Annotated in this window: 1 protein-coding gene; it reads left to right on the top strand. The window is 76.7% G+C overall.

Annotated features, from left to right (window positions below; all coding sequences use genetic code 11):
* Nucleotides 1–2658, top strand: a 2658-nt coding sequence (gene cobT / locus AAHZ94_RS32290) for a nicotinate-nucleotide--dimethylbenzimidazole phosphoribosyltransferase (RefSeq protein WP_349997265.1), incomplete at its 5' end; no start/stop codon positions are given.
* Nucleotides 2659–2704: the final 46 nt, after the last annotated feature.

Raw genomic sequence — 2704 nt, 5'->3', positions numbered from 1 at the left:
CCCCCCCCCCCCCCCCCCCCCCCCCCCCCCGCGCCCGCCCCGGCGCACCCGCCCGAGGCCGCCGACGCGTCCGGGGTAGCCGACGCGGCGAACCCGCCCGGCGCGACCGACGCGGCCAAGACGACCGACGCGACCGACGCGGCGAACACCGCCGGCACCCCCAACGCAGCCGAAGGCGCCACCGCCCAGGCCACCGCCACCGACCCCGCTGCTACCGAGGCCACCACCGAGGCCGTCGCAACCCAGCCGGCGGCGACACCACCCCCCGCGGCCCAGGCCCCGCAACCCACCACGGACAAGGCTGCCGCCGCGCCCGCCGATGGCACCCCGGCCGCACAGCCCGCCGAAGCGAACACGCCCGCGGCGAGCACCAACCCGGCCCAGGCCACCACCCCGGCCGCAGTCGCGACGGCCCCCGCCCAGGTCGGCGACGTACCCGTACCCGCACCCGCCACCGAAGCGGGCACGCCCGTACCGGCAGCCGACGGCGACACACCGGCACCCGCGACGGCCGCACCCGCGACGGCCGCACCCGCGGCGACCACCCCCGCCCAACCGGCCGGGCCGTCGGGTCAGAACGCGGGCCAGGGCTCCACGGCCCCCGCCACTTCCGAGCCCGCCCCCGCCACGGGGGAAGCCACCCCCGCTACCTCCGACAAGGGCGCGACCACCCCCGAAGAGGGCCCGGCCGTCCCCAACGCAGGCGCGCCCACCCCGCAGCCCGCCGCCGCGCAGGCCGAAGCGAACCCGTCGCTCGTACCGGCGCAACAGACCGGCCAGCCGGCCGGTTCGCCGCCGGCCGAGGCCGGACCCAACCCCAACCCCAACGCCAGCCCCGCCCCCGGCGCGGTCGAGGTCTCGGCAGCGGACATGGCCGCCGTGCTGGAGATCGCGGAGGCGCTGCCCGAGGACGCGGCGCAGCGGCCGGCGGCCGAGGGGTACGCCGAGGCCGAGCGCGCCGCGGTGCACCGCGTGATGCGCGAGCGCCGCGACATCCGCAACGGCTTCCGCCCCGACCCCATCCCGCACGAGGTGCTGCTCCGCGTCCTGGAGGCCGCGCACACCGCGCCCAGCGTCGGCCACTCCCAGCCCTGGGACTTCGTCGTCATCAGGTCGGCCGACACCCGGCGGGCGATGCACGCGTTGGCGGAGCGGCAGCGCGACGCGTACGCCAAGTCGCTGCCGAAGGCCCGGGCCAAGCAGTTCAAGGAACTGAAGATCGAGGCGATCCTCGACACCCCGGTCAACATCGTCGTCACCGCCGACCCCACCCGCGGCGGCCGGCACACCCTCGGCCGGCACACCCAGCCGCAGATGGCGCCGTACTCCTCCGCGCTCGCCGTGGAGAACCTGTGGCTCGCCGCCCGGGCCGAGGGGCTCGGCGTCGGCTGGGTCAGCTTCTTCGACGAGCGCGAGATGGTGCGCGCCCTCGACCTGCCCGAACACCTGGAGGTCGTCGCGTACCTGTGCGTCGGGTACGTGGACGAGTTCCCGGCCGAGCCCGAGCTGATGCAGGCCGGCTGGTCCAAGCGGCGCCCGCTGTCGTGGGTGGTCCACGAGGAGACGTACGGCCGGCGCGCGCTCCCCGGCGAGCAACCGCACGACCTGCTCCAGGAGACGCTGCGCGGCATCCGGCCGCTGGACGCCAAGGCGCTCGGCGAGGCGTGGGAGCGGCAGAAGCGGATGACCAAGCCGTCGGGCGCGCTCGGCATGCTGGAGATCATCTCCGCCCAGCTCTGCGGCCTGTCCCGGAAGTGCCCGCCGCCGATCCCGGAACCCGCCGCGGTGGCCATCTTCGCCGGCGACCACGGCGTGCACGCGCAGGGTGTCACCCCCTGGCCGCAGGAGGTCACCGGCCAGATGGTGGCCAACTTCCTGGGCGGCGGCGCGGTGTGCAACGCGTTCGCCAACCAGGTCGGGGCCGAGGTCTGCGTGGTGGACGTCGGCGTCGCCGCCGCACTGCCCAGTACGCCCGGGCTGCTGCCGCGCAAGGTGGCACCCGGCACCGCCGACTTCACCGCCGGGCCCGCCATGACCCGGGAAGAGGCGCTGCGCGCCATCGAGGTGGGCGTCGAAACCGCCCGCGACCTCGTCGCCGCCGGCAACAAGGCGCTGCTCACCGGCGAGATGGGCATCGCCAACACCACCGCGTCCGCCGCCCTCATCTCCGTCTACACCGGCGCCGACCCGGCCGAGATCACCGGCCGCGGCACCGGAATCAACGACGAGACGCTGGCCCGCAAGGTGGATGTCGTACGGCGCGCCATCGAACTCCACCAGCCCGACCCGGCCGACCCGATCGGCGTGCTCGCGGCGCTCGGCGGGCTTGAGCACGCGGCCCTCGTCGGCTTCGTCCTCGGCGGCGCCTCGCTGCGCACCCCGGTCATCCTGGACGGGGTGAGCGCCGGCGCCGCCGCCCTGGTGGCCCGCGCGATCGCCCCCGAGGCACTGGCGGCGTGCATCGCCGGACACCGCAGCGCCGAACCCGGGCACGTCGCCGCCCTCACCAAGCTGGGCCTGCGCCCGCTGGTCGACCTCGATCTGCGGCTCGGCGAGGGCACCGGCGCCCTGCTGGCCCTGCCGATCGTGCAGAGCGCGGCGCGGGCCATGCACGAGGTGGCCACGTTCGACGCGGCGGGCGTGACGGAGAAGGGCTGACCCGGGTGAGCGCCGGCGCCCCCCGCACCGGCACCCACCCCGCCGG

Origin of the sequence: Streptomyces sp. HSW2009, assembly GCF_040240285.1 — a bacterium.
GTDB lineage: Bacteria > Actinomycetota > Actinomycetes > Streptomycetales > Streptomycetaceae > Streptomyces.
Note: the sequence above shows the minus strand (reverse complement) of the source record. Positions and strands in the feature narration are given on the sequence as shown.